Genomic DNA, 24,451 nt, shown 5'->3' with positions numbered 1-24,451 from the left:
TTCCCGGGTGTTTCGGTCGCGGGTCCGTCGTCGAACGTTCTGACCGGTGGCCCGCTGGGCCGTGGATCGTCCGGGATCGGCCGGGGAGAACGAGTGTTCCGTTAGGATTGCGGCGTGTCCACCGCTCTCCACGTCGATCCCGCACCGGCCCCCGCCGGGCGCGTGTCGGTGGCGCGGGAGCGGCTGGTGGCGGTGGCGTCCGAGCTGTTCTACCGGGAGGGCATCCACCGGGTCGGCATGGACCGGGTGCTCGCCGAGGCGAACGTCACCCGTGCCACGATGTACCGGCACTTCACCGGCAAGGAGGCGCTCGTCGCCGCCTACCTCGAGCGGGAGGACGCCGGGGTGCGCGGGCTGTTCGCCGCCGTCGCCGTCACGGCCGGCGACGACCCGCGGCGGCTCGTCGAGCTGCTGATCGAGGCGATCGCCGACGACGTGGCCGATCGGCACGACCGGGGCTGCCCGTTCATCAACGCGGCGGCCGAGTTCCCGGATGCGGCGAGCCCGATCCGCACGATCGTCACCCGGCATCGCGCCTGGTTCCGCGCCACGGTGCGGGCGGCGCTGGTGGCGGCGCACGCCGACGCGGATGACGCGGCGGGTCGCCCTGGTTTCGACGCCGACGAGGCGGCCGCCACGCTCGTGCTGCTGCGTGACGCGGCACTCGTCGGCGCCTACCTCGACGGCTTCGAGCTCGTGCGCCCGGCCTTCGTCAGCCGCGCCCGCGCCGCCGCCGGCCTCTGACGCCGCAGCGCCTGGCCGACCGCGCCCGACGGCCGCCGGCCTCTGACGCGCGCAGGCGTCGTCGGGCCGGGCGGCGTCAGAAGTGCGTGATGCCGTACACCGGCGCCACCGGTGCGAGCAGCGCGCGCAGCCGCTGGAGCCCGCCCGGCGCGCGCTCCGAGAGCCGGCCGGCCGCCGCCAGCACCCGCGGGTCGACCCCGCCGAGGTAGAGCGAGCCGAGCGCCGCCGCGTCGACGACGACGTCGGGCGTCATGCTGTCCGAGCGGTCCACGCGCACCACCGAGCCCACGCCGCCGGTGACCCGCAGGCGGAAGACGCCCGCGGCGTAGCCGAGCGGATCCGTCACGTCGAGCACCGCCTCGCCGTCGTTCGCGTAGCCGCGGGCCGCGAAGGCGCGCTCGACGTCGAGCACCCGCAGCCAGAGCCAGTCCTCGACGAACGTCGTCTTCACCAGGCGCGAGTCGGTGAGGGCGAAGGGCAGCGGGTCATCCATCGGCGCGAACTCCCACTCGATGCGCTCGACGAGGTCGACGGCTCCGAGGAAGTCCCAGAGGCCGAGGTAGGCCTCGTCGTCGGCGGCCACCAGGTCGACGATGCCGAGCGTGTACGGCTCCTTCTCCCAGCCCTGGAACCGGTAGGCCACGTAGCCGTCGACCGCACCCGACTCGTCGTAGTGCACCGCCGCGTGCACGGCGTCGTCGGGCTCGCCCTTGTCGTCGGCGAGCCCCGTCGCGCGATCCCAGTACTTGGCGTGGCGGTCGATCGACCCGGGGTGCCCGGCGTGGAACCGCGCGAAGACCTCGGGCCCGATGGTGCGGAGCGAGGCGGCCTCGATCAGCTCGCACCGGCCTCGGGGCTCGGCGACCATCCGGAACCGACTGTCGGTCGTGACCGTGACGTGCCGCACCCAGCTGGCCTCGCCGAAGCCGAAGCGGCGGTAGATGCCCGCCTCCGATGCGGTGAGCCCGGCCAGCGCGTAGCCGTCGGTGACGGCCTGCTCGAGGTCGGCGGTCATCATCGAGCGGAGGAGGCCCCGGCGGCGATGGGTCGGCCGCACCGTGACGTTCGAGACGAGGTGCACGTCGAGGGGCTCGGCGCCGCCCGTGTTCAGGGTGCTCGGGAACCAGGCGAAGGTGGCGACGGGCACCTCGACGCCGAGCGCGCCGGCCGGAGCCGAGCGGGCGTAGACGCCGGTGAGCCGTCGGCCGTCGGCGGCGAGGCGCTCCACCGAGCGGGCGAGCACCTTCTCGCTCTTGCGCGGGTCGTGGAAGCCGCGGGTCTCGGCCTGCAGCCAGGCGGCCGACGCCGGGTCGGGCGTGCCGTCCTCCGCCACGGCGGCGGGGAAGGTGCGGAAGTCGTACTCGTCATGCGAAGCCATCCCCCCAGGCTATTCGCTCGCCTCCGTCGGGGCGCCCGCGCCGGGGTTCCGGATGCGCGTCAGAGCTCGCCGCGCGCCCGGCGGGCCTTCGCCACCCAGCCGGCCACCGAGCCGACCGGCACCCGCAGCGCGTGGGCGACGGTGTCGATCGGCTTGCCGGCGTCGAGCACGGCCGCGACGGCGAGGTCCTCGACCGAGGAGAACTGGCCGAAGTCGGTTCCGGCGACGGAGGGTGCAGGGGTCGGCGCGGGCTTCGGCATCGGCGTCGGTGTCGCAGCGGCCTGACGAGGGGCGTACCGCGGTTCGGGCGCCGACGCCTCGCGCCCGGCCCGGTACGCGGTGCCGGCGACGCGCGGCGCGACTCGCTGAAGAGGCGGCGCCGACTGCCCGGCACCCACGAGGGACGGCAAGGACTCCTCCCCACCACCCGCCCGGGCCCGCTCGTACTTCGCCTTCGCCGCCGCCGCGAGCGCGATCGTCGACGCCTCCACCAGCTCGCGGATCGCTTGCTGCCGGCGCATCCGGTAGAACACGAAGCCGATGCCCACGATCGGGATGACGAGCAGCAGCCCCCAGAGCAGCGCGAGCGGATGCGCCTCCACCCACAGCAGCGCCTCCCACCGGCCGGTCCAGCCGGTGGTGTCGTTGCCCGCCTCGGCGACCGTCCCGGCGTCGTCCTCCGGCAGCCGGATCGCCGCGGGCCCCTCCCCCGTCACGAGGTTGGCGCGCGCCGTCACGGCGGTCGCCGCCCCCTCGAGCACGATGCCGCTGCCCGGTTCGACGTGCACGGTGTTCTGCGCGACGGTCCCCTGCGCATCCGTCAGTCTGAGCCCCACCGTGCGCTGGTCTATCGTGTTGCCCTCGAGCACGACGCCGCCGGTGCCGCGCACCCAGAGCCCGCCCGCCCGGTTGTCGCCGAAGGTGCTGCCGTCGACGCTCAGCCCCCACGAGCCCTCGACCGAGAAGCCCGAGGAGTTCGCCCCGTCGGCCTGCGGCCGCCCGTCGGCGCGGATGCCGTACCCCCCGTTGCGCGTCACCGTGCTGCCGGTCAGAGTGACGTCGTCGACGCCCGGCCGCACGTCGAGCCCGTCGCCGCCCGAGCCCGTGAGGGTGCTGGCACCGACCGTGGGGCTGACCGTGCCGTTCGCGAGCACGACCGCCTCCGCGCTCGAGGCCCGCACGAGAGTGTCGTCGATCGTCGGTGCCGCGGCGAAGGCGAGGTAGAGCCCGATGTGCTGCCCGGTGATCACCGAGTGGGTCACGGTGGCCGAGGAGGGCGAGGCGAGGGTGCCGGTCACGGCGAGCCCGCCGGTGCGCCCGCTCCAGAAGCCGAGGTCGGCCACGTTCGCGTGGCCGATCGTCAGGGTGCCCTCGTGCACCCGCAGGTACGAGCGTCCGTCGGCCACGTCGATGTCGGAGCGGCCTGCCTCCTCGTCCCACGAGGTGAGGCCGACGGGTGAGGCCTCGGTGCCCGCGAGGGTCACCGTGCCACCCCAGGCGACGACCGTCACCGAGCCGTGCTCCCCACTGAGCAGCCGGATGCTCTGCCCCGGCGCCGTGAGGTCGAGCACCGCCCCGCGGGCCACGAACAGCGATCGCGTCACGAGCACCGTCGTGGCGTCGATCCTGGTCGCGGAACCGCGGGCGACGAGCTGGTCGAGCGTCACCGTCGATCCGGCCGGCACCACGTCGACGGTGTCGGCACGGGTGGCCGCGGCTCCGGTGCGGGCGAGCAGGCTCCAGCGCGCATCCTGAAGCCGCACGATGCGGCTCTGGATGACGGCGGCCGGGTCCTCCCCCTGCTCCTCGGGCGTGGTCGAGATGCCGCGGGTCACCTCGAGCGCCCGCTGGTAGGCGGCGAGCTCGGCGGCGTCGGGCGAGACCGCCTCCGGGTCGGCCTCGTCGCGCGCCTGCTGCAACGCGGTCGCGAAGCCCTCGGGATCGGTGCGGGGGTCGATCAGCGCCTCGGCCCCGGCCTCCGCCTCCGTCGACCGGGCGGCCGTCGCACCCGCGGATGGTGAGGCGGCCGCGGCCTCCGCCGCATCCCCGCCGACGACGCCCTGCAGGAACGCGGACACCCGTGGCGGCACCCCGTTCGCCACGGCGACCGTCGCCCCGAACCCCAGCACGATCACTCCGACGACGACCGCCCGCACCGCCCACCGCGCGCCGCTGCCCATGGTCTGGCCGCGCTCGGCGGCGCTGAGCAGCTCGCTGCGCTCGGGGTCGCGGTCGGGCCCGGCGCTCACGCCCGCATCCCCTCGACGGCCTCGGCCGCGGTCGCCTCGCTCGACGCCGGCGCCGTCGTCAGCGTCGCCTCCGACTGCCCCTCGCCGCCCACGCTGTCGGCCGACCTCGTCAGCCACCCCTGCGTGTTCATCGTGCACAGCGCGAACAGCTTGATCGGCAGCGCCACGAGCGCCGTGACGACGGTCACGAGCGGCAGCAGCACGATGTCCTGCGGCCTCCGCCAGAGGTGCGAGATGCCGCGGATGCCGCGCCCCACGAGCATCCACAGCACCGCCACCCCGAAGCCGAGCAGCGGCACGGGCGACGAGAGGGCGTGGAACACGTAGGCCAGCGCGATGAACATGCTCACCGGGGTGAAGAGGATCTGCATCACCGTGATCTGCGAGATGAACGGCACCCGGAAGATCCAGCCGCGCCGGATGGCCGTGAGGTAGCACCGGTACGAGTTGCGGCTCCACCGCACCCGCTGCTTCACGAACGCCCGGAAGGTGTCGGGGAACATCGACAGCGCCCGCGCCGAGTCCTGGTGCGTCACCCGGTAGCCCTCCGAGAGCACCAGCCAGGTCAGCCGCCCGTCGTCGCCCGCGACGCACTCCCTGCCGAGGAAGATCTCGTGCTCGAGCTCGGGCAGCTTCGGCAGGATGACCTCCCGCCGGTACGCGCTCGTGCGCCCCGAGGCGCAGATCACGCCGCCGAAGCGACCCATCGCGGGCGCGTAGTCGAAGTAGCGCTGGTCGATGATCCAGTCGGCGACCCGCCGCCAGATGCTCGTGCCCGGGAGGTACACGTTCTGCCGCGTGCTCACGGCCCCCACCGCGGCGTCGACGAACGGCATCTGGATGGCGTCGAGCATCCCGTCCTCCCACGCCGTGTCGGAGTCGACCAGGACGACGAGCTCGGTGTCGGCCGCCCGGATGCCCACCCCCAGCGCCGAGCGCTTGCCGCGGTGCCGGAACATGATCACGTCGACCTCGGCGTGCCCGAGCGCCTCGACCTGCGCCTCGGCCTCGGTGTCGGCCACGTCGAGCACGATCACGATGCGCGACGGCCCCTGCCGCCGCCAGGTCTCGAGGCAGCGCACGAGCACCGCCGGGTCCTCGCGATAGGAGGGCACGACCACCGTCGTCGTCGTGCGGTAGTCGTTCACGACCGGCTTCGTGGCCGCCGAGATGACCTTGCGCACCAGCCAGAAGCTCCACGAGACCATCCCGAACACGCCGAAGGGCAGGATCCAAAGCAGCGTGCGTCCGAGATCGTCGACGAACGACGAGACGTCGGTGGGCATCGGGCTGCCACCCTTCGGGCGGGATCGGGATGCCGCCGTGGTGGGGTGGGCCGCGGCGGCGTGCGGGCGCGAGACGCCGGGCGAGCATCTCCCGGCCTCAGCGTAGCGGCGCGGCCCCCCGTCATCCCGGGCCGGGGCACCCCCAGTTGTGGGCGCGGCGGAGCGCATTCCGTCTGCGGCATGCACCGCGTCTCGCGGCCCTTCGTAGACTGACCCCATGAGGGCGCACCGCAGGTCGGCCGCTGCGGGGGCTCTCCTCGTGGCGATCGTGGCGACGGCGATGAGCGGATGCTCGCCCCGGCCCGCCCCGCCCGCCGCCCCCTCCGGCGCCGCCGCCGGGTGCCCCGAAGGCACCCCCGTCGCGAGCACGTCCGAACTGGCCGCCGCCCTCGCGGCCGCCGAGCCCGGCCAGACCATCCTGCTCGCCGCCGGACGCTACGACGCCCCCGTCGAGATCACCCGCTCCGGCACCGCCGACGCGCCGATCACCCTCTGCGGCGGGGACGACGCGGTGCTCGTGGGGGCGTCCACCGACTCGGGCTACACGCTGCACCTCGACCAGGCGTCGCACTGGGTGCTGAGCGGCTTCTCGGTCGAGGGCGGGCAGAAGGGGGTGATGCTCGACGGCTCCTCCTCGAACGTGCTGACGGGCATCCGCGTCTCGGACACCGGGGACGAGGCCCTGCACCTCAGGGCCGGCTCGAGCGACAACCGCCTCGAGGGCGTGGTCGTGCGGGGCACCGGCCTCCGCAAGGCCGAGTTCGGGGAGGGCGTCTACATCGGCACCGCCGAGAGCAACTGGTGCGAGATCTCGGAGTGCGCGCCGGATGCCAGCGACCGCAACGTCGTCACCGGCTCCGACATCGCGGGCACGACGGCCGAGGCGATCGACGTGAAGGAGGGGACGAGCGACGGCGAGCTGAGCGGCAACACGCTCGACGGCGCGGCGAGCACGGCGGTCGACTCGCTGATCGACGTCAAGGGCTCGGACTGGCTGATCACGGGCAACACGGGCGGGGGCCCGCGCGACGGGGCCCAGGTGCACGTGATCGTCGACGGCTGGGGGGCGCGGAACCGCTTCGAGCTCAACCGCTTCGCCGTGGCCGCCGACGGCTACGGCGTGCTGCTCGAAGGGGCGGCGCGAGCTGCGGGCAACACGGTGCTCTGCGACAACGAGGCGACGGTGGACGGCGTCGCGAACCCCGCGTTCGTCAGCAACGTGAGCTGCGGGGGCTGAAACCACCCGTTAAACGTTGGTGGAGAGGGCCGAAGCCCTCCCCGCAGACGACTATAGCGCCCCGGTGCCCGCGGCACCAACCACCCGGCGCCCGCCGCACCGATCGCTCAGCGAGTCAGCAGGCCGGCCCGCTCCGGATGCTCGTCGAACCACTTGCCGACATACCAGCACATGGGCACCACCCGGTAGTCGGTGCTCGTCTCGACGTCGTCGACCGCGTAGCCGACGATCTCGCCCGCGTAGCCCTTGCCCCGCTGCTTCGGGTCGGTGAAGGTGTGCGTGAACGAGATCTGCTGCCCGCCGACGACGTAGTCGACCGCGCTCACGAGCGCCCCGTCGACCCGGAGGGAGTAGCGCTTCGCGTCGACGTCGTGACTGAATTCGCGTGCCATGGCCTCACCCTACGCCCGCCGCGCCGGGCGCCCGCCGAACTGTCGCTGGACGCACGACCTCCGGCATGAATAGGGTGAGCCCTATCCACAGGATCGAGGTGATCGCGGTGAAGAAGCCGAGCGAGACCAGGGTCGTCGAGTACGACCGCACGGGTGACGTCGATGTGCTGGAGAACCGCACGCGGCCGCTCGCCCCACCGCCGCCCGGTCAGGTCACGGTCGAGGTGATCGCCACCGGCATCAGCCACATCGACATCTTCATCAGGGACGGCCGGGAGTCCACCTGGGCCGACGAGCCCTTCCCCCGCCGCTCGGGCAGCGACTTCGCGGGCATCGTCGTCGACTCGGCCGACCCCCGCTTCCCGCGCGGCTCCGACGTGGTCGGGCACGTGCGCTCGGGCGCGCACGCCACCTACCTCACGGTGCCGGCGTCGGCGCTCGTGAAGAAGCCGTCGCGGCTCAGCTGGGAGACCGCCGGCGGCCTCTACCTCGCCGGCGTCACCGCGCTCGACACGCTCGACGACCTGCACATCGGCGCGGGCGACACCGTCGTCATCTCGGCGGCCGCCGGCGGCGTCGGGAGCATCGAGGCGCAGCTCGCGAAGCACCGCGGCGCGAAGGTCATCGGAACCTGCGGCGCCCGCAACTTCGACTACCTGCGCCAGCTCGGCATCGTGCCGGTGGAGTACGGCCCGGGCATCGCCGACCGCATCCGCAAGGCGGCCCCCGGAGGCGTCACCGCCTTCATCGACAACTTCGGTCAGGACGGCCACGAGCTGGCCCGCGAGCTCGACGTGCCCACCGAGCGCTATCGCTCGAGCGCCGACCGCCGCGAGGTCGAGCTCGCCCTGCTGCGCGACGACGCGGAGTCGGTCGAGCACGGCACCCGCCAGCTCGAGACCCTCGTGCGCCTCGCTGAGTCGCAGGCCTTCACCCTGCTCATCTCGGGCTTCTACCCGCTCGCCGACGTGAACCGCGCCTACGCCGACCTGCAGCGCCTGCACTCGCGCGGCAAGGTCGTGCTGGGCACGCAGCCCGTCTCGACCACCCGCCACCTCAAGGCCCGCGACGTGGCCGACGCCCGCACCTGACACACGGCCGCCCCCGGCGCAATCCCCTTGCCGGTCTTGCAGGCGGCGAGCACCATCGCGCCATGGTCACCACCTCCGTGCTCGTCGACGACGCCTACGCCGGCACGGTGCTGCTCGAGCGGAGCGGGTGCGAACCGCTGCCCGATGTCCCCGGCCATGAGCTCTTCGACAGCGGCTGCCCCCTCCTCGACACGGTGCGGGGTCGCCTGATCGAGGGCGAGCTGCACCTGACATTCCTCTGGCCGACGGGCGGCGCAGCCGACTCGCCGCAGCACGTCCGGGTGTCCTACCTGGCGTCCACCGAGCCGCCCCGCTCGCACCGGCTGGGCGTGGTGCTGCTGTCCCCCGTGCGAGTCGACCATGGTCTGACCCACCGCGAGTTCGAGGTGCTCGGGCTGCTGGTCGACGGATGCTCGAACCAGCAGATCGCGGAAGGACTGGTCGTGACACCGCGGACGGTGGCCACCCACGTCGAGCACATCCTCGTCAAGCTGGCGTCGCCCACCCGCACCCACGCGGCGGTCCTGGCGCATCGCGAGGGCCTGTACGTACCGGCGGCCTCCGGGAGCCGGGCGGTCTGAGCACCCGCCCCTCAGTCCGTCTCGAGCAGGTCCCTCCCCGAGCCGATGCCCTGGAGATCGGGCAGGATCGGGATGCCCTGCTCCTCGGCGCCGGCGAGGAGGCGTGCACGCCGCTCCTCCAGCGGGGGGCGCCGATCGGGCGGGGCGACCTCGATCAGGTCGTCGAACGCGGCGAGCAGCCGCCGCACCACCGGTGGGGACGACCGGGCGACGAGCACGACCTCGTCGAACGCGATCGCGACATAGCCTCGCCAGGCGAGCTCACGGGTCACCAGCCGCAGTACGCCGGCGGCGTCGTGATGCTGCGAACCCGGCAGCTCCCGCAGGCACAGCTGCCGCATGGCGTCGTGCAGCCGATCGATGGCCTGCACGGCCGTGGCGGGATCGTGCTGCGGACTCGAGGCGATGCTGCGTTCGGTGATGTCGACGAGCTTCCGGAATCCGTACGCGGCGTCTCCCACATGGCTGCGCTCGTTGTCGAGCACGACCATCCGGCGGATCGCCGACTCGTCGAGGGGCCCATCGCCGCTGTGCCGCAGCACGGCCCCACCGCGCGGCACGAAGTCGCCGACCGCGACGAGCATCTCGAAGCGGTCCCCGGCGCGCCGGGCCCGGTCGATCAGACCGTCGACGTCGAGCATCACGACGACGCCCGACTCCGGCATCGTGATCACCCGCTCCCCCATCACCGGAGGTGACGTCAGGGGGAACGCCCGCTCGATCTCCTCCTGCAGGTTGTCGCCCACCAGGTCGATCAGGCCGGCGACGCGCAACGACTGCCCGGCGTGGTGCACGTAGCCCACGAGGGCGATCAGGCTCGCGAGCAGCAGCAGGTAGGCGACGGCGACGGTGACGCTCGGCACCTGGTCACCCGGCTGCGCCGACTCGTCCACCTTCGCCACCGCGATCATGCAGTAGAGGAACGTGGCCGCGAACAGGCCGTGCGCGAGCTGGCTGCGCCGATCGGCCAGCAGCGCCCGCACGATCCGGGGCGAGAACTGCTGCATCGCCAGCTGCACCCCGAGGGTCAGCACCGTGAGCACGATCGTCGTCAGGGTGAGCATCGCCGACGCGGCGGTGCTCAGGATCGTCTGCACCGCCGTCGGCGTGCCGAGCACGTCCGACGGGAGCCGGTCGTAGCCCAGCGCGCCGTCGATGCTCAGGGTGATCACCGCCACGATCGCACCTCCGGCGATGCACAGCAGCGGCACGATCCAGAGGCTGTTGGCGCGCCAGCGGTACTCCGACTCGTGCTGGCGATTGCCGCTGGGTTCCGGCCGGCGTGCCTCCGACCGGGTCGCGCCCGCCGGCATCAGGCGGCCAGACCGGGCTTCAGCACGACCTTCGTCCAGCCGTCCTCGCGCGCGTCGAAGCGCTCGTACGCCTCAGGTGCCCGATCGAGCGGCAGCTCGTGGCTGACGATGAACGACGGGGTGGCACGCCCCTCCGCGATCAGGTCCCGCAGTCTCCGGTTGTACTTCTTGACCGGGGCCTGTCCGCTGCCGAGCTGCTGACCCTTGAACCAGAACATCCCGTAGTCGAAGGCGAGCTGTCCCTGCTTGGCCAGCTCGTCCGAGGCCCCGGGGTCCTGGGGCACGAACACCCCCACGCAGCCGATCCGGCCGGTGAAGCGCACCGACGAGACCAGCCGGTTCATGGTGAGGTTCGGATGCTCGTCCCCGCCCGGGTCGTGCGCCTGATACCCCACGCACTCGCAGCCATTGTCCGCGCCGAGCCCCATCGTCTGCTCGAGCACGGCCTCGACCGGGTCGACCTCGGAGTCGTCGATCGCGATCGCCCCGATCGATTCGGCGAGGGCGAGCCGATCCGGGTGCCGGTCCACGACCATGACCTTGGCGGCCCCCCGGATCGTCGCGGACAGCGCCGCCATCAAACCCACCGGACCGGCCCCGTAGATGACGGTCTGGTCTCCCGGCTGCACCCCGGCCATCTCGGTGGCGTGGTATCCGGTGGGGAAGATGTCGGCGAGCATCACGTAGTCCGACGCCCTCTCGTCCGCGTCCTCCCCCAGCCGCAGGCAGTTGAAGTCGGCCCAGGGAACCCGCAGCAGCTCGGCCTGGCCGCCGGCCCACGGCCCCATGTCGGCGAAGCCGTAGGCGGCACCCGCGAAGGCCGTCTCGGGCTGAGCGGTCAGGCAGTAGTTGGTGAGCCCGCGCTCGCAGTTCTTGCAGTGACCGCAGGCGACGTTGAACGGGATCACCACCTGATCGCCCACCCGCAGCTTGTCGACGCCGTCGCCCACCTCGACGACCTCGCCCATGTTCTCGTGCCCGAACCAGCGCCCCGGTTCGAAATCGGTGCGCCCCTCGTACATGTGCAGGTCCGACCCGCAGATGTTGGTGGTGGTGATGCGCACCAGCGCATCGGTGGGGCGTTCGATCCGGGCGTCGGGAACGTCCTTGACGCTCACCTGACGCGGACCCTCGTAGACGACTGCTCTCATGGCCTTCTCCTCCCGGACGACGACGTGGTCCCACCATTCGACGCCTCCGGTCCCCACCGGCACATCGGCAGGACTGCCGATCCCGGCCGGGTTCGGGCGCTACGCGGGCCGGTACCCCGTGGTCGCGGGCGGCGCCGCGTGCCGGATCATCAGGTGCCGCGTCACGGAGTAGTCCAGCAGCGGTTCGATGCTCATGTCCTTGCCGAAGCCCGAGCCCTTCACACCGCCGTGCGGCGCCTCCGAGGCGATCGGCAGGTGGTCGTTCACCCAGGTCACCCCGACGTCGAGCAGCTGGCTCACCCGGATGGCCCGCGCGACGTCGTTCGTCCACACCGACGAGGCGAGCCCGTACGCGCTGTCGTTCGCGAGCCGCACCGCGTCGGCCTCGTCGTCGAAGGGCAGCGCCACGAGCACCGGGCCGAACACCTCCCCCTGCACGATCTCCGAACTCTGGGCGGCGCCGACGATGAGCGTCGGCGGGTAGTACGAGCCGGCCCGTTCGAGCGGCGATCCGCCCACGAGCACCTCGGCGCCCTCGGTGACGGCCCGGCTGACGAAGCCGTGCACGCGGTCGCGGTGCTCGGCCGAGATCAGCGGCCCCACGTCGGTCTGATCGCTCATCGGGTCGCCGACCCGGATGCCCGCGAGCTCCGCGCGGAGGGCGGCCACACCGTCGTCGAACCGCTCCCGCTGGATGTAGACCCGGGTCGCCGCGGTGCAGTCCTGCCCCGTGTTGTACGTCGAACCGAGCGCCAGCGCGTGGGCCATCGCCGCGATGTCGGCGTCGGCGAACACGAGCGCGGGCGCCTTGCCGCCGAGCTCCAGGTGAACCCGCTTCACGCCCTCGACGGCGCCGCGCATCACGGCCTGGCCCGTGCGGGTCGACCCCGTGACGCTGACCATGTCGACTCCCGGATGCCCGGCGAGCGCCGACCCCACCTCGGTGTGCCCCGTCACGACGTTGAGCACGCCCGCGGGCAGACCGCACTCGGCGGCGAGCTCCGCGAGCCGGAGGGTCGTCCCCGGCGTCGGCGGAGCCGGCTTCAGGATGCTCGTGTTGCCGGCGGCGAGCGCCGGCCCCGCCTTCCACAGCGCCATGATCAGCGGGAAGTTCCAGGGCGTGATGCCGGCCACCACCCCGACAGGCCGCCGGGTGAGCACCGAGGTGAACCCCTCGCTGAACACGCCGGCCCCCGTGCCGTCGAGCGACCGGGCGGCTCCGGCGAAGAAGCGCAGGTTGTCGGCAGCGAACGGGATCTCACCGTCGAGCCCCGTGAGGTAGGGCTTGCCCGACTCGCGGGTCTCGATCCGCGCGAGCTCGTCGGCGTGCTCCTCGATGGCGTCGGCGAGCTTCAGCAGCACGCGCGCCCGGGTGCCGGGCGTCTGCGCGGCCCAGGCCGGAGCCGCGGCGCGCGCGGCGGCGACGGCCTCGTCGACGTCGGCCGGGCCGGAGAGGGCGATCTCGCTCGCCTGCTCGCCGGTGGCGGGGTCGATCAGCGGGGCGGTTCCGCCCGTGCCCGGCCGGTACTCGTTGCCGATGAAGGTGCCCGTGGTGCCCGTTGTCATGTCTGTCGTCCGTTCGTGTGGTGCGGGAGGGGGAAGAGTGGGGCGCGCCGGCTCAGGAGTTGAAGCCGAGGCCCGCGGCGTCGAGCGCCCGCAGCCAGAGGCCCCGGCGCCCGCCGTTGTCGTCGGCGGCGATCATCCGGGAGCGGGTGAACTGCACGATCGGGTTGCGGAACGGCTCGGGCGGGATGGGGAAGGGCCGTCTGCGCACGATCTCGAAGCGGGTGCGCGAGGTCGGCGTGCCGCTGAGCAGGTCGAGGGCGACGTCGGCCGAGAAGCGGGCCGCGCCGACCCCGAGGCCGGTGTGCCCCGCCGCGTAGGCGACCCGCCCGCCGAACGCCGTCCCGTAGGCGGCCGTGAAGCGCGTCGTGGAGTCGATCGGCCCGGCCCAGCGGTGGCTGAACGAGACGTCGGCGAGCTGCGGGAAGGTCTCGAAGAACTGGCGGGCGAGCAGCTCGTGCGATCCGCCCTCCTGCTCCAGCGCCGGGTCGACGCGGCCTCCGCGGTAGTAGAGCGCGTCCCAGCCGCCCCAGAGGATGCGGTCGTCCGCGCTCAGCCGGTAGTAGTGGAACTGGTTGCCGGAGTCGGTCAGTCCCTGCCGCTCGCCCCAGCCGATCGACTGCAGCTGCGGGGCGGTCAGCGGCTCGGTCATCAGGGCGTGGTCGTAGAGCGGCATGATCCAGGTGCGCAGCCGCTTCAGCGGAGACGGGTACGCGGCGGTGGCGACGACGGCCTGTCGCGCGGTCACCGAACCGGCGGGGGTGCTGAGCCGCACCCCGGCACCGCTGCGCTCGATCGACCGCACCGGGCTGCCCTCGACGATCCGTACGCCGCGGGCCCGCAGCACCGCGGCCATGCCCCAGGCGAGGCGGGCGGGATCCACCATCACGTTGCCGGCTCGCGAGCGCAGGCCGGCGAGGTACGTCGGCGAGTGCACGTCGGCCTGCACCTCCTCGCGGCTCTGCAGCTCGACGTCCTCCCCGAACTCGCGGGCGAGCTCCGCCGACTCGGCGAGCGCGTCGACCTGCCACGGCTCCACCGCCAGGGCCGTCTTGCCGGTGAGCTGGAGGTCGCAGTCGATGCCGGCCTCGGTCACCTGCCGCACGAGCTCGGCGAGGTTGTGCTCGCCCTCCTCGTGCAGCGCGGTCAGCTCGCCGGGCCAGAGGTGCCGGCCGTGCGCGAGCCCGTGGGTGAGGGAGGCCGAGACGAAGCCGCCGTTGCGGCCGCTCGCGCCGAATCCGACGCTCTGCCCCTCGAGCACCAAGATGCTGAGTCCGGGGTCGCGGTCGAGCGCGCGCCAGGCCGACCAGAGTCCGGTGAAACCGGCGCCGACGACGACGAGGTCGGCGTCGGTCGCGCCCGAGAGCGGCTCGCCGGGTTCCGGCGCCCCGGGCTGGTCGGTCCAGAAGGCGGTGGGACGGGCATCCGCCAGTGATCGTGCGATCTGCGCCCCGTCGGCCAGCGGCAGCGTCACGACAGCACCGACGCCGACGCACCGCGGCGCTCGAGGGCGGCGGCCTCGATCAGGCCGGCCGCCCGCCGCACGCCGTCGCCCTCGCGGATGCGCCGGCCGATCGCGTCGACCCGCTCCCGAAAGGCGGCGTCGGCCAGCAGCTCGCCGAGCGCCGCCGTGAGCTCCTCGGCGGTGAAGTCGTAGCTCGCCAGGCGTCGGCCGAGACCCCTCTCGTGCACGCGCTGGGCGTTGTCGTACTGGTCCCAGAACAGGGGCAGCAGGATCATGGGCTTGCCGAAGTGCAGCGCCTCGGTGACCGTGTTGTTGCCGCCGTGGGTGATCACGAGGTCGACGAGAGGGATGATCGAGGTCTGCGGCAGGAACTCGGCGCCCCACATGTTCGGCGCCAGCTCGATCTCGTCGTGCAGGGGCCCCATCGAGACGATGACGTCGTAGGGCAGCTCGGCCAGCACGACGATCACCCGCCGCATCAGCGAGACGTCGGCGCTCCCCAGGGAACCGAGGCTGAAGTAGACGAGCGGGCGGCCGCCGAAGCCCTCCGGCAGCTCGAACGGCTCGTCGGTCTGGCGCACCGACGACTCCAGCCGGTGCCAGCTGGCATCGAGCGGACGGGCGTCGACGTAGTCGAGCTCCTCGGGGTAGACGTAGAGGTTGAGGTCGCCGGCGGGCAGGAACTCGAGCTCGGGCAGCGGGGCGGCGCCCTGCTCCTGCACCCACTCGTCGAACGCCTGCCAGAGCGCACGGTGGGTGCGGTCGTACTCGGCGCGGAAGCGCGCGTGCCCCTCGGCGTCGTCGTCGGCGAGGCCCGAGAACGCCGGGGCGATCGCCGCACCCGGCACCTCGAGCGGGTTGCACGAGACGATCCGCACGAACGGCACGCCGGCGGTGACGAGCGCGGGGAAGAGCACCACGTTGTCCTCGACGATCACATCGGGGCGGGTGCGCTCGATGATCGCCCTCAGCGCGGGCTCGCTGTACTTCGCCCCCTCGATCAGCTCCTCCCAGATGGGCCGGATGACCGACTCGAGCTGCGCCTCGGTGGGCTTGGCGAACTCCGGCGCGATGCTCCGGATGTAGTCCTTCCAGAACGCCCCGGCGTCGGCCTCCGCGCCGTCCGCCTCGGGCGCCGGCGGTGCGAGCTCCACGAGGTCCTCGTCGAAGCCGAGGCGTTCGAGCTTCCCGGCCCAGCTCGCCTCCGCGGCGAACACCACGCGGTGGCCGCGCGCGAGCAGCTCGGTACCGATCCCGATGCAGTTGTTGGTCGGCCCGTAGGCACTCTCGGGCATGAAGAGCACGGTGAGTCGCTCGTCGGTCATGAATCAGCTCCTGACTCGTTGTTTGAATAGACGTGAAAAGAATGGATGCGCGCAGGTCGTCGGTAATCCGGGCGAGTGCGGCCTAACATTGAACCGCGCCCGAAACAGCGGACGCACCCCGAACCACCACCGCCCCGAGGAGCCCCATGGCCCGTCCCAAGCGTCAGGAGCAGCGTCGCAGCGAGATCGTCGCGGCCGCGCAGCGCACCATCGCCCAGCACGGACCCGACGGCGCGCGGCTGAACCGGGTGGCCGAAGAGGCGGGCTTGACGAGCGGTGCGGTGCTCTACTACTACCCCGACATCGACGAGCTCGTGATGGAGGCGAACCGCGCCGGCATGGAGCGCTTCTACGAGGAGCGAGTGCGCATGCTCGAGAGCCTCGACGACGACCCGGTGCTGCGCCTGCTCGCCCTGATCGACTCCGGCCTGCCGAGCGACTCCACCGATCCCGAGGTGCGCCTGCTGTGCGAGCTCGGCGGCTCGGCCGGCCGCAACCCCGTGATGGCGACCCTGCTGACGGCCCTCTACGACCGCCAGGTCGGCATGTACCAGATCGTGCTGGAGCAGGGCGCGGCGCGCGGCATCTTCGCGCTCACCGCCCCGTCGCTCGCCATCGCCCGCAACCTGGTGGCGCTCGAGGACGCGTACGGCTACCGCATGGTCGCCCGCCACCCCACGATCGACCACGTCGGCGCCCGCGCCCTGATCGTCGAGTACGCTCGCCAGTCGACCGGTCACGCGCTGGCTTGAGCGGGCGCTCACGCCGACTCGGTCCCTCCGTGGGAGACCGGCCGGGTGTCGGCCACCACCACCGAGCGGGCGTGGTCGATGCGGAGGCCGACGGTGTCGCCGCGGCGGGCGGTGCTCGTGGCGTGCACCGTGCATCCGACGGGCTTCTCGCGGCCGGGCACCGCCACCGAGACGGTCGAGCTGCCGCCGAGGAAGTAGGTGTCGATCACGACGCCCTCGAGCAGGCCCGCACCGCCGGGGGCGACGACCTCGATGTCTTCGGGCCGCACCACCAGGGTGACCGCGGAGCCCACGGGCAGCGTGTGCGCGGCGGGCAGCTCGGCGAGCCCCGCCACGTCGACGCCGCCCGCCGTCGCCGTACCATCGAACAGGCTCGACGAGCCGATGAACTCGGCGACGAAGCGGGTGCGCGGGTTCGAGTAGAGGCCCACGGGGGTGTCGAGCTGCTCGACCCGCCCGGCGTCGAGCACGGCCACGCGGTCGGCCATCGACATGGCCTCCTCCTGGTCGTGGGTGACGACCACGAAGGTCATGCCGACCTCGTGCTGGAGGCGCTTCAGCTCGAGCTGCATGTCGGCGCGCACCTTGCGGTCGAGCGCCGACAGCGGCTCGTCGAGCAGCAGCAGCCGGGGGCGCTTCACGATCGCGCGGGCGAGCGCCACGCGCTGGCGCTGTCCGCCCGAGAGCTGCGACGGCCGGCGCCGTGCGAAGGCGCCGAGCCCGACGGTCTCGATGGCCTCGCCGACACGGCGCTTCACCTCGGCCTTGCCGAGGCCCTCGGCCTCGAGCCCGTAGGCGACGTTGCGCTCCACGCTGAGGTGCGGGAACAGCGCGTAGGACTGGAACATCATGTTGACGGGTCGCTTGTGCGCGGGCGTCGAGACCAGGTCGACGCCGTCCAGGGCGATCGTGCCCGACTCGGGGGTCTCGAAACCGGCGATCGAGCGCAGCAGGGTCGTCTTGCCGCAGCCCGACGGGCCGAGCAGGGCGAAGAACTCGTTGTCGCCGATCGTGAGGTCGATGTCGTGCAGCGCGCGCACTCCGCCGTAGGAGTGGCTGAGGCCGCTCAGCACGAGCAGCTCGGGGCGGGCGGGGGCGTCGGCGCGGGCATCCGGTCGACTGAGGGGAGCGTGGGTGTCCATGGTCATAGGGCTTCCGTGACGCGGGTGAGGCGCTGCGCACCGAGGACGGCGACGACGCTGACGAACAGGAGGACGGTGGCGAGCGCGTTGATCTCGGGGGTGACCCCGAACCGCACCATCGAGTAGATGACGATCGGCAGGGTCGGCGTGGTGGGAGCCGAGGTGAAGAAGGCGATCACGAACTCGTCGATCGAAAGGGTGAAGCTGAGCAGGGCACCGGCCACGATGCCCGGGGCCAGCTGCGGCAGGGTCACCCGGGTGAAGGTGCGCACCGGGCCGGCACCGAGGTCTCGCGAGGCCTCCTCGAGGCTCGGGTCGAGCTGGCTCAGTCGCGCCAGCACGATCGCCGTGACGAAGGCGATCGAGAAGGCCGCGTGCGAGAGCAGCACCGAGTAGAGGCCGAGGGTGAAGCCGAGCAGCGAGAACACGCTCAGGATGCCGATGCCGAGCAGCAGGTCGGGCAGCAGCGCGGGCGCGAGGGCGAAGGCCCGGATCAGGCCGCCACGGGTGTGCCGCTGGATGCCGACGGCGAGCAGCGTGCCGAGCACGCAGGCGATCGCCGTCGAGCCGGTCGCCACGATCAGCGTGTTGACGAGCCCCTGCAGGATCGCCTGGTCGCTGAACAGCACCCCGTACCAGTCGAGGGTGAAGCCCTTCCAGACGAAGAGGTTCGACGAGTCGTTGAACGAGATCACGACGACGACCACGATCGGCAGGTAGAGGAACGCGAACGTCAGCCAGAACGGGACGCGGATGAAGCGGGACTCACGCATCGCGGCGCACCTTCTTCCCCTCGGCCTGACGCTTGCCCTCGGTCAGGCGCTTCGACAGCCGGCTCTGCAGCACGAGCAGCAGGAGCAGCGAGACCGTCAGCACAAGCGCGAGCGCCGCACCGAACGGCCAGTCGCGGGCCTTCAGGAACTGGTCGCGGATCAGGTTGCCGACGAGCACCGTCTTGCCGCCTCCGATCAGCTCGGGGATGACGAAGTTGCTCATCGCCGGCACGAACACGAAGACGCAGCCGGTGAGGATGCCGGGGATCGACAGCGGCACGGTGACGGTGCGGAACACCCGGAACGGGCTCGCCCCGAGGTCGGTCGCGGCCTCGCCGAGCTGGCGGTCCTGATGGGCGAGCGCCGAGTAGAGCGGCAGGATCATCAGGGGCAGATACATGTAGAGCAGTCCGACCACCACCGCCTGCGGTGTGTAGAGCATCGAGATCGGCTCGTCGGTGATGCCCAGGGCCTGGAGCGCCTGGTTGATCCAGCCGGCGTTGTTGAGCAGCAGGATCCAGGCGTAGGTGCGGATCAGGAAGTTCGTCCAGAACGGCAGCAGCACCGCGATCAGCGCGACCGTGCGCCACTTCGGGGACAGCCGGGTGATCATCAGCGCGGTCGGGTAGCCGATCAGCAGGGCGAGCAGCGTGACGATCGCGGCGATGACGAGGGAGTTGCCGACGACGGAGAGGTAGAGCGGGTCGAACAGCCGGGCGAAGTTGTCGAGCGTGAAGGTCCAGACCACGCCGCCGAAGCGCCCGCGCTCGAAGAACGAATAGACCGTGATCAGGGCGACCGGCACGAGCACGAGCAGGGTGATGTAGAGCGCGCCCGGCCCGACGAGCGGCACGGCGGCGAAGCGGGCCCCGGCCCCCGGCCTGCGCGCGGGGGCGGCAGGCCGGGAGGCGGCGGGCGGGGGTGCCGGGCGGTTCTGCACGGTACCGGTGGGGACGGTCATGGGGCGGGGCTCGCTCAGCCGGCGGCCATGATCTCGGTGGCGAGGCGGGTGTACTCGGTGCCGAACTCGCCCACGTCGACAACGGTCTCGCCCTTCAGCAGCTCCGACGGCGGCAGGGCCAGGTTCGGGAACTGCTCGACCAGCGCGGGGTCGAGCGAGTCGATGGCGGCCTTGTTCGGCACGGAGTACAGGATCGACTCGGCCACGTACTTCTGCACGTCGGCCTCGAGGATGTAGTTCACGAAGGCCATCGCGGCCTCCTTGTTCTTCGAGCTCTTCAGCACGGTCATGGTGTCGACCCAGAGGTCGCTGCCCTCCTCGGGCACCACGAACTCGACCGTCGGGTCCTCGGCGATGGCGTAGTTGCACCAGCCGTCCCAGGCCTCGACCATGGCCGCCTCGCCCGAGACGAGCTTGCTGTAGAACGTGGTGTCGTCGAAGGCGAGCAGCGTGTCCTTCGTCGACTCCATCTGCTCCTTGACCTTCTCGAGCACGGCCGGGTCGGTGGAGTTGACCGACTCCCCGAGCACCTTCAGCGCGGGCAGGGCCATCCAGCGCTCGGTCGAGAGCATGGTGGTCTTGCCCTCGAGCTCGGGCCGCGGGTTCAACAGGTCGTTCCACGAGGTCGGCGCGAAGCCGGTGAGGTCGGGGCGGTAGCAGAGCCCGGTGGTGCCCCAGGCGTAGGGCTCGGAGTAGACGTTGCCCTCGTCGTAGGCGAGCTCGAGGGCCTCGGGGTAGAGGTTCTCCTCGTTCGGGATGAGCGACTTCTCGAGCTCCTGCAGCAGCCCCGCCTCGTTCAGCGCCTGGGCGTACTGCCCCGACACGAAGGCGACGTCGATGCCGGGGTCGCCGCTGGCGGTGAGCTTCGCGACGATCTCCTCGTTGGTGGCGTGGTTCACGATGGTGACGGGGATGCCCGTCTCGGCCTCGAAGTCCTCCGCGAGGGTCTCGGGGTAGTAGTCGGCCCAGATGCTCACGACGAGGCTCTGCGTGCTCAGGTCGGCCTCGGGGTCGATGGCCTCGGACGAACTGCCGGCGCACGAGGACAGCGAGAGCGCGGTCACCGCCGCTCCGGCGAGCACTGCTGCGGACTTTCGGAATCGCACGGTTGCCTCCTGGTCGGGTCGCGAGAACTGGGTTGGCCGATTGTTGCACCGTCCAGCAAGGAATCACAATGCCCAGGCGAGGCCTGGATGGCGGAATTTACATGATTGTTCGAATTGGAGTTCAAGGAATGGATAGCCTGGGCGAGTGGACTTCCGCCTTCCCACCGCCTCGGGCGCGGTGACGCTGACCGATGCGCGACTGCGCGTCGTCGACGGCTCCGGAAGCGCGGCCCGAGCGGGCTCGGGCGTGGGAGCGGAGCTCGCCGCGATGGTGCTGGGCGGGCATCCGCCGTTCGTCGACGCCGGCACGGCACGGGTCGTCACCGCCGGCCCGGCGCGCGCACCCGGAGCGGGCGTCGAGCGGGACCTCGGCGTCGACATGACGAACTGGGCCGTGGTCGTCGACGAGGCCTTCCTCGTGAAGGTCGTGCGCGACTGGGGCGGGGCCGAGCGCTCGGTGCGGCAGCTCGATCGGCTCGCCGCCGCCGGGGCCGACTTCGTGCCGCGCACCGCCGGCCGCATCGAGTGGACGGTGCCCGGCCTCGGCACCGGCACGGTCGCCGTCGTCAGTGAGTACGTGGCGGGCGCGAGCGACGGGTGGAGCTGGGCGGTCGACGACCTGCTCGAGCACCTCGACGGGGGCCCGGCGCCGATGTGGCCGGGCGAGCTCGGCGAGCTGACGGCCCGGCTGCACCTCGCGCTGGCGGCCGACGTGTGGCCCGAGCCGTCCTCGACTGCCGCCGGCCTCCGGTCGCGGGTGCACGACGCGCTCGACCGCGCCGCCGAGGTGGCGGCGGGTGACACCTCCGTGCGCCTGGCGAACCGGATGCCCGCCCTGCGGTCGCTCGCCGACACCCTGCCCGACACGGCGGCCGGGCGCCTCATCCCCGTGCACGGCGACCTGCACGTGGGGCAGTTCCTGCGTCGACCCGACGGCGGCACGCCTCGCTACCTCGTCGTCGACCTCGACGGCGATCCCCAGACCGTGCCTGCTTCACTGCTCGCCGACGAGCTCGAACCGGCGGCGGTCGACGTCGCCCATCTCCTGGTCTCGGTCGACCTGGTGGGCTCCATCGCGCAGCGGCGGCTCGGGGCCGCGGATGCCCGGGCCACCGCCTGGGCCGCCGACGCCCGGGCGCAGCTGCGGGCCGCGTACCGCAGCGCGCTGCACGACGCCGGCGCCGACGACCTCCTCGACGAGCGGCTGCTCCCGGCGCTCGAGGTCGAGCAGTTCGCCCGCGAGCTGAGCTACGCGGCGCGCTTCCTGCCGCGCTGGAACTACGCTCCCGACGCGGGCATCACCGCGCGCTACGCCCCGACCGCCGACCGAGAGGACCCGCCGTGGACCCCGCCCGCTTCGCCGACGACCTGAGCGCCATCCCCGCGGCCCTGCGCCGGCTCGCCGACGCCCTGTCGGGCGGCCTCCCGGGCCTGGAGCGTGCGCGCACACTGCTCGCTCCCCCGCGGCTGCGCGTGCTCGTGCTCGGCATGGGCTCGAGCGCCTATGCCGCGGCCGTCGTCGCCCGCGAGGCACGCAGCCTCGGGCGCGACGTCGTGGTCGAGCTCGCCAGCACGGCGCTGCTCCCGCCGCCCGCCGACGACCTCGTGGTCGTGGCCGTCTCGGCGACGGGAGGCAGCGCCGAGGTGCTGCAGGCCGTCGAGGGGTATCGCGGGGCCGGGCGGCTGATCGCGGTCACGAACGTCGAGGACTCACCGCTCGCCGCCCGCGCCGACCTCGTCGTGCCGCTCGTCGCCGGCGTCGAGGCGAGCGGGGTGTCGTGCCGCACCTTCCGGCACACGCTCGTGGTGCTGGCGGCGCTGCTTCGGCCGGCCGTACCGGTCGCCGGGCACGCCTCGACTGCCGCGGCGAGCGTGCCGGTTCTGCTCGGGGTGCGCGAACCGGCCACCCTCGCGCGCGACGCCGCGGCGAGCGCCGACGAGCTGCTCGGCTCGGCGGCATCCTGGATCGACGACGTCGACCGCCTGCTCGGCGGGCCCGACGGCACCTTCCTGCTCGCCCCGGTCGAGCGGCTGTCGTCGGCGCAGCAGTCGGCGCTGATGCTGCGCGAGGTGCCTCGCCGCCCCGCGTGGGCGAGCGAGACCGGCGACTGGTCGCACGTCGACGTGTACCTGTCGAAGACGCTCGACTACCGGGCGCTGCTGTTCGCGGGGTCGGTGTGGGACGGGGCGGCCCTCGACTGGCTGAGCTCGCGCGCCGCGACGGTCGTGCTGGTCGGCTCCTCCCCTGCCCTGTCCGCCGACCTGAACCTGCGCTACCGCGGCGACGACGACCCCGCGGTCGCTCTGCTCGTCGAGCCCCTCGTCGCGGAGCTGCTCGCGGCCCGCTGGCACGGCGCCGACCCCGACTTCGCCTGGAGCCGGTCGCTCAGCTGACGCCGGCCGGACCGGACGTCTGCCGGCCCGCCGCCTGCCCGTCACGCCCGCACCCGGCCCGCAGACCTCCTCAGAGCTCGTCGGCCCAGCCGCTCCCGTCGTCGACCGGCTCCGACGCCACACCCGCCGGCCCGGCCCGCCCGCCCGCCGATCGGAACTCCAGGCGACGCGTCTGCTCGTGGAAGTACTCGATCAACGCCGCGTCGACGATCTCCTCGGAGTCGCTCGGCTCGGTGTCGGAGACGAGCTGGCTCGCCGGGCCGACGAGGAACGTCGACCGCCCGACCTCGCCGTCGTCGAGCCGGGTCGGGATCTCGACGGTCGCGGAGGTGTCGGCCTTCGCCAGCGCTCCCGCGTACTCGAGCAGCGCCTTCGCGATCGCCGACCCGGTGAGGATCGAGTCGCCGGCGTAGAAGATCCTGTCCATGCCCTCATCCCACCCTGATGATCGGACCCCGCCAACCGGGTTGACTCCGCTGCTGAACAGCCACTACCGCCCCTCCCGGATGCGGCGTCCCTCGGCGACGTCCTCCTCCTCCTTGGCAGCCGCCTTGTCGCTCTTCCTCGTGTCGCGCGGCGGGAGCTGGATGTCCTCCTCGGCGGCGATCCCGGCCTGGAGCTGACGGCCGCGTTCGAGCTCGGCGTCGAACTCGGCACCGAACAGGATGGCGTTGTTCACGATCCAGAGCCAGAGCAGGAAGATGACGACCCCGGCCAGGGAGCCGTAGGTCTTGTCGTAGTTCGAGAAGTTCGCCACGTAGAAGCCGAAGGCGACGGTCGCGATGACGAGCACGACGATGGCGAGGAGTGCCCCCATGCTCATCCAGCGGAACTCAGGCTGCTTCGCGTTCGGCGTCGCGTAGTAGAGGATCGCGAGGATCAGCACCACCACGAGTGCGAGCACCGGCCACTTGGCGATCGACCAGACGGTCGTCGCGGTCTCCCCGATGCCGAGGGCCGAGCCGACCGCGTCGGCGACCGGGCCGGAGATCACCAGGATGAGGGCGGCGATGACGATCAGCACGAGCGAGACGAGCGTCACGAGCAGCTGCACCGGCTTGAGCTTCCAGAAGGGGCGCCCCTCCTGGATCTCGTAGATCCGGTTCATGGCACGGCTGAAGGCGGTGACATAGCCAGACGCCGACCAGACCGCCACGATCAGGCCGGCGATCAGCGCGAAGCCGGCTGCGGGCGAGCTCGCGAACTGCTCGATCGGGCCGCGCACGACATCGGCGGTGCCGCCCGGGGCGACGTCGTCGACGATGCCCAGGATGGCATCGGTGGCCGCCTGGCCCTGACCGAAGACGCCGAGCAGCGAGAAGATGGCGATCAGCGCCGGGAAGAGCGCGAGCACGGCGTAGTACGTGAGGCTCGCAGCGATGTCGGTGCACTGGTCGGCGCTGAACTCGCGGGCGGTCTTCTTCAGCACGTACGTCCACGACCGCTTCTTCAGGTCGGTGGGGCCGTCCGGCTTGCGCGGATCGTCCGGGGCGGGTGCGCCCTTGCTGTTCGTGTCTGCCGTGTCGGTCGCGCTCATCGGGTCCTCCA

General features: G+C 72.4%; 22 protein-coding genes. 7 read left to right on the top strand and 15 right to left on the bottom strand.

Annotated elements, in window-relative coordinates; translation table 11 throughout:
* Positions 1-114: 114 nt before the first annotated feature.
* A complete protein-coding gene (locus BJ984_RS08270) occupies positions 115-744 on the top strand; it encodes a TetR/AcrR family transcriptional regulator (protein WP_179547597.1) in 630 nt (209 codons plus the stop codon).
* Positions 745-820: 76 nt separating this feature from the next.
* Here the strand turns inward: BJ984_RS08270 and BJ984_RS08265 are convergent, their stop codons facing one another.
* From BJ984_RS08265 to BJ984_RS08255, 3 genes are read right to left on the bottom strand one after another with little or no spacing between them, the layout of a single operon-like run.
* Positions 821-2,122 (bottom strand): GNAT family N-acetyltransferase, encoded by a 1,302-nt coding sequence (locus BJ984_RS08265; protein ID WP_179547596.1) that lies wholly within the window; start codon positions 2,120-2,122, stop codon positions 821-823.
* Positions 2,123-2,181: 59 nt separating this feature from the next.
* Entirely contained in the window at positions 2,182-4,371 is a 2,190-nt protein-coding gene (locus BJ984_RS08260; RefSeq protein ID WP_179547595.1) for a right-handed parallel beta-helix repeat-containing protein, read from the bottom strand.
* Positions 4,368-5,657 (bottom strand): glycosyltransferase, encoded by a 1,290-nt coding sequence (locus BJ984_RS08255; protein ID WP_179547594.1) that lies wholly within the window; start codon positions 5,655-5,657, stop codon positions 4,368-4,370. Before BJ984_RS08255 ends, BJ984_RS08260 begins: the two co-directional genes overlap by 4 nt.
* Before the next feature lie 217 nt (positions 5,658-5,874).
* On the opposite strand from BJ984_RS08255, the gene BJ984_RS08250 reads away from it, so the two are divergent.
* Complete coding sequence (locus tag BJ984_RS08250; protein ID WP_179547593.1) at positions 5,875-6,894, top strand: right-handed parallel beta-helix repeat-containing protein; 1,020 nt, start codon at positions 5,875-5,877, stop codon at positions 6,892-6,894.
* Positions 6,895-7,001: 107 nt separating this feature from the next.
* On the opposite strand, the gene BJ984_RS08245 is transcribed toward BJ984_RS08250, so the two are convergent.
* The gene (locus tag BJ984_RS08245) at positions 7,002-7,286 is read right to left on the bottom strand and encodes a GNAT family N-acetyltransferase (RefSeq protein ID WP_179547592.1); all 285 of its coding nucleotides are present in this window, start codon (positions 7,284-7,286) and stop codon (positions 7,002-7,004) included.
* Between the two features lie 65 nt (positions 7,287-7,351).
* Between BJ984_RS08245 and BJ984_RS08240 the strand changes: the two genes are divergently transcribed.
* Both BJ984_RS08240 and BJ984_RS08235 read left to right on the top strand, forming a co-directional pair.
* Entirely contained in the window at positions 7,352-8,377 is a 1,026-nt protein-coding gene (locus BJ984_RS08240; RefSeq protein ID WP_179547591.1) for an NADP-dependent oxidoreductase, read from the top strand.
* Positions 8,378-8,439: 62 nt separating this feature from the next.
* Positions 8,440-8,958: a response regulator transcription factor gene (locus BJ984_RS08235; RefSeq protein ID WP_179547590.1), complete on the top strand. Its 519-nt coding sequence runs from the start codon at positions 8,440-8,442 to the stop codon at positions 8,956-8,958.
* An 11-nt stretch (positions 8,959-8,969) separates the two neighbouring features.
* On the opposite strand, the gene BJ984_RS08230 is transcribed toward BJ984_RS08235, so the two are convergent.
* The 5 genes from BJ984_RS08230 to BJ984_RS08210 form a co-directional block, all read right to left on the bottom strand.
* Entirely contained in the window at positions 8,970-10,271 is a 1,302-nt protein-coding gene (locus BJ984_RS08230) for a DUF2254 domain-containing protein (protein ID WP_271206472.1), read from the bottom strand.
* Positions 10,271-11,422 (bottom strand): glutathione-independent formaldehyde dehydrogenase, encoded by a 1,152-nt coding sequence (locus BJ984_RS08225; protein WP_179547588.1) that lies wholly within the window; start codon positions 11,420-11,422, stop codon positions 10,271-10,273. Before BJ984_RS08225 ends, BJ984_RS08230 begins: the two co-directional genes overlap by 1 nt.
* A gap of 99 nt (positions 11,423-11,521) precedes the next feature.
* On the bottom strand, positions 11,522-12,988 hold the full coding sequence (locus BJ984_RS08220) for an aminobutyraldehyde dehydrogenase (RefSeq protein ID WP_179547587.1): 1,467 nt from the start codon (positions 12,986-12,988) through the stop codon (positions 11,522-11,524).
* Between the two features lie 52 nt (positions 12,989-13,040).
* A complete protein-coding gene (locus BJ984_RS08215; protein WP_271206469.1) occupies positions 13,041-14,459 on the bottom strand; it encodes an NAD(P)/FAD-dependent oxidoreductase in 1,419 nt (472 codons plus the stop codon).
* Positions 14,456-15,775: a glycosyltransferase gene (locus BJ984_RS08210; protein ID WP_179547586.1), complete on the bottom strand. Its 1,320-nt coding sequence runs from the start codon at positions 15,773-15,775 to the stop codon at positions 14,456-14,458. The genes BJ984_RS08215 and BJ984_RS08210 overlap by 4 nt, the downstream gene beginning before the upstream one ends.
* Positions 15,776-15,921: 146 nt before the next feature.
* Between BJ984_RS08210 and BJ984_RS08205 the strand changes: the two genes are divergently transcribed.
* Positions 15,922-16,527 carry a TetR/AcrR family transcriptional regulator gene (locus BJ984_RS08205; RefSeq protein WP_179547585.1) on the top strand — a complete coding sequence of 202 codons (606 nt, stop codon included), beginning with the start codon at positions 15,922-15,924 and terminating at the stop codon, positions 16,525-16,527.
* Between the two features lie 8 nt (positions 16,528-16,535).
* On the opposite strand, the gene BJ984_RS08200 is transcribed toward BJ984_RS08205, so the two are convergent.
* From BJ984_RS08200 to BJ984_RS08185, 4 genes are read right to left on the bottom strand one after another with little or no spacing between them, the layout of a single operon-like run.
* Positions 16,536-17,669, bottom strand: a complete 1,134-nt coding sequence (locus BJ984_RS08200) for an ABC transporter ATP-binding protein (RefSeq protein WP_179547584.1) — start codon at positions 17,667-17,669, stop codon at positions 16,536-16,538.
* A gap of 2 nt (positions 17,670-17,671) precedes the next feature.
* Positions 17,672-18,442 carry an ABC transporter permease gene (locus tag BJ984_RS08195; RefSeq protein ID WP_179547583.1) on the bottom strand — a complete coding sequence of 257 codons (771 nt, stop codon included), beginning with the start codon at positions 18,440-18,442 and terminating at the stop codon, positions 17,672-17,674.
* A complete protein-coding gene (locus tag BJ984_RS08190) occupies positions 18,435-19,403 on the bottom strand; it encodes an ABC transporter permease (RefSeq protein WP_179547582.1) in 969 nt (322 codons plus the stop codon). Before BJ984_RS08190 ends, BJ984_RS08195 begins: the two co-directional genes overlap by 8 nt.
* Positions 19,404-19,417: 14 nt before the next feature.
* Positions 19,418-20,509, bottom strand: a complete 1,092-nt coding sequence (locus BJ984_RS08185; RefSeq protein ID WP_218870009.1) for a polyamine ABC transporter substrate-binding protein — start codon at positions 20,507-20,509, stop codon at positions 19,418-19,420.
* A gap of 145 nt (positions 20,510-20,654) precedes the next feature.
* Here BJ984_RS08185 and BJ984_RS08180 point away from each other — a divergent pair, with 145 nt between their 5' ends.
* Both BJ984_RS08180 and BJ984_RS08175 read left to right on the top strand, forming a co-directional pair.
* A complete protein-coding gene (locus BJ984_RS08180; protein WP_179547581.1) occupies positions 20,655-21,881 on the top strand; it encodes a hypothetical protein in 1,227 nt (408 codons plus the stop codon).
* The gene (locus BJ984_RS08175) at positions 21,851-22,903 is read left to right on the top strand and encodes an SIS domain-containing protein (RefSeq protein WP_179547580.1); all 1,053 of its coding nucleotides are present in this window, start codon (positions 21,851-21,853) and stop codon (positions 22,901-22,903) included. The genes BJ984_RS08180 and BJ984_RS08175 overlap by 31 nt, the downstream gene beginning before the upstream one ends.
* Positions 22,904-22,973: 70 nt before the next feature.
* On the opposite strand, the gene BJ984_RS08170 is transcribed toward BJ984_RS08175, so the two are convergent.
* Complete coding sequence (locus BJ984_RS08170) at positions 22,974-23,330, bottom strand: hypothetical protein (RefSeq protein WP_179547579.1); 357 nt, start codon at positions 23,328-23,330, stop codon at positions 22,974-22,976.
* Between the two features lie 63 nt (positions 23,331-23,393).
* Positions 23,394-24,440, bottom strand: coding sequence for a YihY/virulence factor BrkB family protein (locus BJ984_RS08165; protein ID WP_179547578.1), 1,047 nt, complete (start codon positions 24,438-24,440; stop codon positions 23,394-23,396).
* Positions 24,441-24,451 lie beyond the last annotated feature (11 nt).

Source organism: Herbiconiux flava (assembly GCF_013409865.1).
In the GTDB taxonomy this organism is placed as follows: domain Bacteria; phylum Actinomycetota; class Actinomycetes; order Actinomycetales; family Microbacteriaceae; genus Herbiconiux; species Herbiconiux flava.
This window is presented reverse-complemented; position numbering and strand designations above follow the sequence as displayed.